Annotated in this window: 8 protein-coding genes; 1 reads left to right on the forward strand and 7 read right to left on the reverse strand. The window is 74.0% G+C overall.

The window, feature by feature from the left end; genetic code table 11:
* A partial coding sequence (gene argB, locus KCH_RS02975) for an acetylglutamate kinase (RefSeq protein WP_157032365.1) occupies positions 1 to 499 on the reverse strand: 499 nt, incomplete at its 3' end.
* 254 nt (positions 500 to 753) lie between these two features.
* Between argB and KCH_RS02980 the strand changes: the two genes are divergently transcribed.
* Positions 754 to 2,019, forward strand: coding sequence for a glycoside hydrolase family 16 protein (locus tag KCH_RS02980; RefSeq protein ID WP_035858663.1), 1,266 nt, complete (start codon positions 754 to 756; stop codon positions 2,017 to 2,019).
* Between the two features lie 70 nt (positions 2,020 to 2,089).
* Here KCH_RS02980 and KCH_RS02985 read toward each other — a convergent pair whose 3' ends face one another.
* The 6 genes from KCH_RS02985 to KCH_RS03010 all read right to left on the reverse strand — a co-directional run.
* Positions 2,090 to 3,562 carry an MFS transporter gene (locus KCH_RS02985; protein ID WP_035858665.1) on the reverse strand — a complete coding sequence of 491 codons (1,473 nt, stop codon included), beginning with the start codon at positions 3,560 to 3,562 and terminating at the stop codon, positions 2,090 to 2,092.
* 108 nt (positions 3,563 to 3,670) lie between these two features.
* Positions 3,671 to 4,273: a hypothetical protein gene (locus KCH_RS02990; protein ID WP_035858667.1), complete on the reverse strand. Its 603-nt coding sequence runs from the start codon at positions 4,271 to 4,273 to the stop codon at positions 3,671 to 3,673.
* Positions 4,270 to 5,136 (reverse strand): Rieske (2Fe-2S) protein, encoded by an 867-nt coding sequence (locus KCH_RS02995; protein WP_051652680.1) that lies wholly within the window; start codon positions 5,134 to 5,136, stop codon positions 4,270 to 4,272. Before KCH_RS02995 ends, KCH_RS02990 begins: the two co-directional genes overlap by 4 nt.
* 98 nt (positions 5,137 to 5,234) lie before the next feature.
* Positions 5,235 to 5,693, reverse strand: a complete 459-nt coding sequence (locus KCH_RS03000; RefSeq protein WP_035858669.1) for an SRPBCC family protein — start codon at positions 5,691 to 5,693, stop codon at positions 5,235 to 5,237.
* A gap of 27 nt (positions 5,694 to 5,720) precedes the next feature.
* The gene (locus KCH_RS03005) at positions 5,721 to 5,891 is read right to left on the reverse strand and encodes a hypothetical protein (RefSeq protein WP_035858671.1); all 171 of its coding nucleotides are present in this window, start codon (positions 5,889 to 5,891) and stop codon (positions 5,721 to 5,723) included.
* A 105-nt stretch (positions 5,892 to 5,996) separates the two neighbouring features.
* The coding region (locus KCH_RS03010; protein WP_167573971.1) for a SpoIIE family protein phosphatase at positions 5,997 to 6,309 on the reverse strand (313 nt) is incomplete at its 5' end.

Below are 6,309 nucleotides of genomic sequence, written 5' to 3' on the forward strand. Positions count from 1 at the left end.
CGCCCAGCGCGCCGGCCACCGCGGCGGCGGCGGTGTCGGCGTTCACGTTGTGCACCGCGCCGTCCGCGTCGGGGGCGACGGAGGAGACCACCGGGATCCGGCCGTCGGCGAGCAGCGCCCGCAGCAGTCCGGTGCGCACCTCGGCGACCTCGCCGACCCGGCCGAGGTCGACCGGCCTCCCGTCCACCCGGCCCCAGCGTTTGACGGCGGTCATGGTCCGGGCGTCCTCGCCGGTCAGGCCGACGGCGAACGGGCCGTGCGCGTTGATCAGCCCGACCAGGTCGCGCTGGACCTGACCGGCCAGCACCATCCGCACCTCGCCCATCACTTCGGGCGTGGTGACCCGCAGGCCGCCCGCGAACGGCGCGCTGACGCCCAGCCGGCGCAGGTGCGCGTCGATCTGCGGGCCGCCGCCGTGCACCACCACCGGGCGCAGTCCGGCGTACCGCAGCAGCACCACGGAGCGGGCGAAGGACGCCGTCAACTCCCGGTCCACCATGGCGTTCCCGCCGAACTTGACGACCACCGCGGCGCCCGCGTACGGACGCAGCCCGGCCAGACAGGACAGCAGGTCCACGGCCGTCTCCTCCACCCTCCACCGCGACTTAGGTGAGGTTTACCTTACACAGGACTCCTCCACCCGTCACGAGGCCGGTACTTGACGTTGCCATGGCGATTCCGGGTCCGTACCATTTCAGGCCCACCAGCGGCGGCCCCCGCCGCGGAAGGCGCTCCCGGGAAGCGGGTTCCTCCATGACTGCTGCACCGTCACCCCGCCGCCGCCTCGGCGGTCTCGTCCTCCTGCTGGCCGGCGCGCTGCTGGCCGCCGCCCCCTCCGGCGCCGCCCGCGCCGCCGCCCCGGCCGAACCGCCGGCGCTCGCCGCGCAGAGCTGGGCGGACGACTTCGACGGACCGGCCGGCTCGGCCGTCGACCCCGCCAAGTGGACGCTGGAGACCGGCGGTTCGGGCAACGGCAACCACGAGCTCCAGTACTACACGGCGGGCGCGGCGAACGCCGCCCTGGACGGCCAGGGCCACCTGGTGATCACCGCGAAGCGCAGCACCGACGCCGGCCTGTCCTGCTGGTACGGCACCTGCCAGTACACCTCCGCGCGGCTGAACACCGCGCGGACCTTCACCCAGGCGTACGGGCACTTCGAGTCCCGGATCAAGATCCCGCGCGGGCAGGGCATCTGGCCCGCGTTCTGGATGCTCGGCAACGACATCGGCACGGCGGGCTGGCCGAACAGCGGCGAGATCGACGTGATGGAGAACATCGGCCGCGAACCGGGCACCGTGCACGGCACCATCCACGGCCCGGGCTACTCCGGCGCGGGCGGCATCGGCGCGCCCTACTCGCTGCCCGCCGGGCAGGCCTTCGCCGACGCCTTCCACACCTTCGCCGTCGACTGGAGCCCCGGCGCGATCACCTGGTCCGTGGACGGCCAGGCCTACCAGACCCGCACCCCCGCCGACCTGGGCGGCAACCGCTGGGTCTACGACCACCCGTTCTTCGTGATCCTCAACCTGGCGGTCGGCGGCGACTGGCCGGGCAGCCCCGACGGGACGTCCGCCTTCCCGCAGACCATGGTCGTCGACTACGTCCACGTCACCACCTCCGGCACCGGCCCGCTGCCCTACACCGGCCGGATCACCGGCCCCGGCGGCATGTGCGTGGACGTCGCCGGCGCGTCCAGCGCCGACCGCACCCCGATCCAGCTGCACAACTGCACCGGCAACGCCGCCCAGCAGTGGACCGTCGGCACCGACGGCACCGTCCGCGCCCTCGGCAAGTGCCTGGACGTGGACGCCGCCTCGCACAACGACGGCGCGGCCGTCCAGCTCTACACCTGCAACGGCACCGGCGCCCAGCAGTGGGCGTACGGCTCCGGCCACGACTTCGTCAACACCGGCTCCGGCAAGTGCCTGGACTCCCCCAACGGCTCCTCCGCCGACGGCACCCGCCTCCAGCTGTGGACCTGCAACGGCACCGCGGCCCAGCGCTGGACGCTGGGCTGACACTGCGTCAGCCGGGCGGCGGAGCCGCTCCGTCCCCGCGTTCGACGGGGCTCCGCCGCCCGACGCGCCGTCACGTCTTCTCGGGGACCTGGCTGAGCGGCGCCGCCAGCGACTCCAGGCTGCGGCGCTCCGCCTTGACGCCGATCACCGCCTCGACCACGCCGGCCAGCGTCATCAGAGCCGCCCCGATGCAGAACGCCAGGGTGGCGTCCCCGACCTGGCCGCTGGAGACCAGCCCGTTGAACAGCAGCGGGCCGGAGATGCCGCCCGCCGCGGTGCCGACGGCGTAGAAGAACGCGATGCACAGCGCCCGGGTCTCCAGCGGGAAGATCTCGCTGACCGTCAGGTAGGCGGCGCTGGCCCCGGCGGAGGCGAGGAACAGCACGGCCGTCCAGCAGGCGGTCATGGTGGTGGCGTCCAGCGAGCCGTGCTGGAACAGCCAGGCGGTGCCGAACAGCAGAACGCCGGAGCCGATGTAGGTGCCGGCGATCATCGGCTTGCGGCCGACCGAGTCGAAGAAGTGGCCGAGCAGCAGCGGGCCGAGGAAGTTGCCGACGGCGATCACCGCGAAGTAGTAGCCGGTGTTCCCGGCGGGCACGTCGAAGAAGGTGGTGAGGATCGCCGCGTACCCGAAGGTGACGGAGTTGTACAGGAACGACTGGCCGATGAACAGGGCCAGGCCGAGCACGGTGCGGCGCGGGTAGTGCGAGACCAGCGTGCGGGCGATGGTGACGAAGCCGACCGGGCCGCGTTCGCGGACCCGGATCGGCGGCTCGTCGACCGGCGGCAGCGGCTTGCCGGTCTCCTCCTCGACGATCCGCTCGGCCTCGGCGACGATCTCCTCGGCCTGCCGCCGGCGGCCGTGCGTGAACAGCCAGCGCGGGCTCTCCGGCACGTGCCGGCGCACCAGCAGGATGACCAGGCCGAGCACCACGCCGATGCCGAACGCCAGCCGCCAGCCGACGTCGGTGGCGAACAGCGAGGTGTTCAGCAGCGCGATCGACGCGAACGCGCCGAGCGCCGCGCCGATCCAGAAGCTGCCGTTGACGATCAGGTCGATCCGGCCGCGGACCCGGGCCGGGATCAGCTCGTCGATGGCGGAGTTGATCGCCGCGTACTCGCCGCCGATGCCGAAGCCGGTGAAGAACCGGCACAGGAAGAAGAACCAGGCCGTCCAGGAGAACGCCGTGACGGCGGTCGCGGCGAGGTACACCGCGAGGGTGAGCATGAACAGCTTCTTGCGGCCCAGCCGGTCGGTGAGCCAGCCGAAGAACAGCGCGCCGCAGCACGCGCCGGCCACGTACAGCGCGGCGGCCGTGGTGGTGACCTGGGCGGTGCTGATCGCGATGCCGCTGCCGGGTTCGGCGAGCCGGGCGGCCAGGTTGCCGACCACGGTGACTTCCAGGCCGTCCAGGATCCAGACGGTGCCGAGACCGATCAGGATCCGCCAGTGCCAGGGCGACCAGGGCAGCCGGTCGAGTCTGCCGGGGACGTCGGTCTCCACGGTGGCGGTTGCTGTCTCCGGGCGCTGCGGTGCGGACATCTGGACCTCCGTCACTGCCTTCTGCGCACCTCCGGCCGTTCCGGACGTGCCGTCAGCGCGTGTGCCCGGCCCGGGCGGTGGCACACACCTGGCCGACCGCCGATCGGCTCAACCGTGCAGCGAGGCCCGGACCAGCGCGGTGGACAGCCGCGCCAGCTCCCCGGCCGGCACCGACCCGGCCAGTTCCTCCGGCGTTTCGGGCAGGCCGAGCCGGGCGGCGGCGGCGAGCGCGCGGCGGTCGAAGAAGGGGCGCAGCTCGGGCCACACCAGTTGGGCCTCGCGGCGGAAGATGTCGGCGCCGACGGGGCCGATCCGGGGCACCTCCCGCAGCAGCCGCCCGATCGCGGCGCGGTCGCGCCCGGCCTCCTCGCGCAGCCGCCGCAGGTCGCCCCGCCAGCGCTCCCGGACCAGGTCGGCGCCCTCGCCGAGCGCGGTGGCGGTGCTCTCGTCGTAGCGGACGTAGTGGGCGCGGCCGAGCGCGTCGACGCGCTGCTGCCAGGTCGATCCGGCCATCCTGGCCGGGGTGCGCCACCCGGCGGCGAAGAGTTCGCGGGCGGCGGCGACGGCGGTGTCGGCGCGGATCCGGACCGCGCACAGCTGGGTGAGGACGAGCAATCGGTACAGCGGCGCGGGGGTGTCGCGCAGCCGGATGCCGGCCTGCTCGGCGTAGGTGGCGCCGTGCTCCTCCAGCAGTTCCCGGACGGTGCTCACCGCGGCGGCCGGGCTTCCAGGTGGTCGGCCAGCACGCGGGTGTCGAAGCGCGGCTGCGGCGCGGTGGCGGGGCCCTGCACGGGGTGGCCGTCGGCGAGCCGGAACCGGGACCGGTGCAGCGGGCACTGGAGGCAGCCGTCGACGAGTTCGCCGCCGGCAAGGGACGCGGCCATGTGGGTGCAGCGGTCGGCGAGGACGGTCCAGCCGTCGTCGGCGGAGCGCACCACCACGACGGCGACCTCGCCCAGGTGGCGGCGGACCGGGACGTCGACGGGGAAGTCCTCGGTGGCGCCGAGCGAGTGCCAGTCGGGCGGGGCGAGCCGGAACTCGGCCTCCGCGTGGGCGGCGCCCGCGGCCTGACGGTACGCCAGGTGGCCGCCGAGCGCGGCGGCGAGACCGACGGCGGTGGTGCCGCTCAGCCCGAGCAGGCGGCCGCGCAGGCCGTGGCCGCGGCGGCGGGCGCGCAGCGAGCACAGGTGCAGCAGGGCGGCGGTGACCGCGCTGGAGGCGTGCACCAGTCCGGTGCGGCGCTGGACCGGGGGCAGCCGGGCCCAGTCGACCCAGCCGGCCCACAGCACGGGCGGCAGCGCGACCAGCCCGGCGGCGGTGAGCCGCCGGGCGGCGGCGTCGTCGAGGCGGGTGGCGTCGAGCAGGCCGGCGGCCAGCCAGCAGCCGATCGGGATCTGGGCGAGCGCCGGGTGCAGCGGGTGGCCCAGCGGGACGCCGTGCAGCAGGTCGCGGGCGCGGCCGAGCGGCAGGGCCTGGACGAGGTCGGCGAGGCGTTGCGCGGCCGGGTCGAGGAACGTCCAGCGGCCGGGGGCGTCCAGCCAGTCGGCGGGGCCTTGGTGGAGTGGTTGTTCCATGCCGGGGCGGCTGTCCACTCCCCCGGATGCCAAACACGGGCCGCGCGCAGGGGTCCGCCCCGGCCGGGACGGGGCCGGGGCGGGACGGGTGGCGCGGGTCAGGAAGGGCGGATGCGTCCGCGCCAGCCGCCGGACTCGACGCCGCGTTCCTCCACGAAGGACTTGAACCGCTCCAGGTCCCCGCGGACCCGGCGGTCGATCATCCCCATGGTGTCGGCGGCGTGCTCGGCGAACCCCTGCGGGTCGTAGTCCATGGCGAGGCGCACCTCGCAGCGGTCGTCGTCGAGCCGGGCGAAGCTGACCACGCCCATCTGCTGGACGTCGCCGCCGACGGTCCGCCAGGCGATCTTCTGGTCGGGCGCCTGGTCGACGATCTCGGTGTCGAACTCCCGGCTGACGCCGGAGATCTTGGTGCGCCAGTGGTTGTGGCGCTCGTCGAGCTGGGTGACCTGCTCGACGCCGTCCATGAAGTGGGGGAAGTCCTCGAACTGCGTCCACTGGTTGTAGGCGGTGTGCAGGGGGACGTCCACCTCAATGGTCTCCTGGACCATGCTCATGTGTGTCTCCTCCGTGTCTCGTGGGGGTCACCATCGGTACCAGCGGGAGCGACGGCCGCCGCTCTCGGCGCCGCGGGCGATGAAGCCGATCAGCCACAGGACCAGCACGGCCAGGGCGATCCACCACAGCACCTTCACGGCGAAGCCGGCACCGAACAGGATGAGGATCAGCAGCAGCACCAGCAGCATCGCGAGCATCGCGGTCGTACCTCCTCGGTCGGCGTGCGATCGTCCTGCCGGTGTTCGGGCGGCGACCGCCGGCCCGGTGCGGGCCTGCCGTGCGTCTGACCGATTCGCTCCGGGTCAAACCCTTCTGTCCGCCCTGCCGTTCCCGTCGTCGAGGACCTGCACGGCGATCAGGCAGGTGTCGTCGTCGGTGTCGGCGCAGCTCAGTTCGAGGGTGCGGTCGAGCAGCGCGTCGAGATCGGCGGCGGGTTCGGCGAGCACCTGGGCGAGGTGGGCGAGCGACTCGTCCACGGACCGGTCGCGCCGTTCGACCAGGCCGTCGGTGTACATCACCAGGACGTCGCCGGGGCGCATGGCGAGCCGGGCCTCGTCGTAGTCGGGGTGCTCGGCGGCGCCGAGCAGGATGCCGTGCGGCACGGCCAGCGGGCGG

Source organism: Kitasatospora cheerisanensis KCTC 2395 (genome assembly GCF_000696185.1).
Lineage (GTDB): Bacteria > Actinomycetota > Actinomycetes > Streptomycetales > Streptomycetaceae > Kitasatospora > Kitasatospora cheerisanensis.

Excerpts from the sequence above, each read along its gene's own strand:
- KCH_RS03000 (WP_035858669.1), bottom strand. The coding sequence starts at position 5,693 with ATGAGCATGGTCCAGGAGACCATTGAGGTGGACGTCCCCCTGCACACC.
- KCH_RS02980 (WP_035858663.1), top strand. The coding sequence starts at position 754 with ATGACTGCTGCACCGTCACCCCGCCGCCGCCTCGGCGGTCTCGTCCTC.
- KCH_RS03005 (WP_035858671.1), bottom strand. The coding sequence starts at position 5,891 with ATGCTCGCGATGCTGCTGGTGCTGCTGCTGATCCTCATCCTGTTCGGT.
- KCH_RS02995 (WP_051652680.1), bottom strand. The coding sequence starts at position 5,136 with ATGGAACAACCACTCCACCAAGGCCCCGCCGACTGGCTGGACGCCCCC.
- KCH_RS02985 (WP_035858665.1), bottom strand. The coding sequence starts at position 3,562 with ATGTCCGCACCGCAGCGCCCGGAGACAGCAACCGCCACCGTGGAGACC.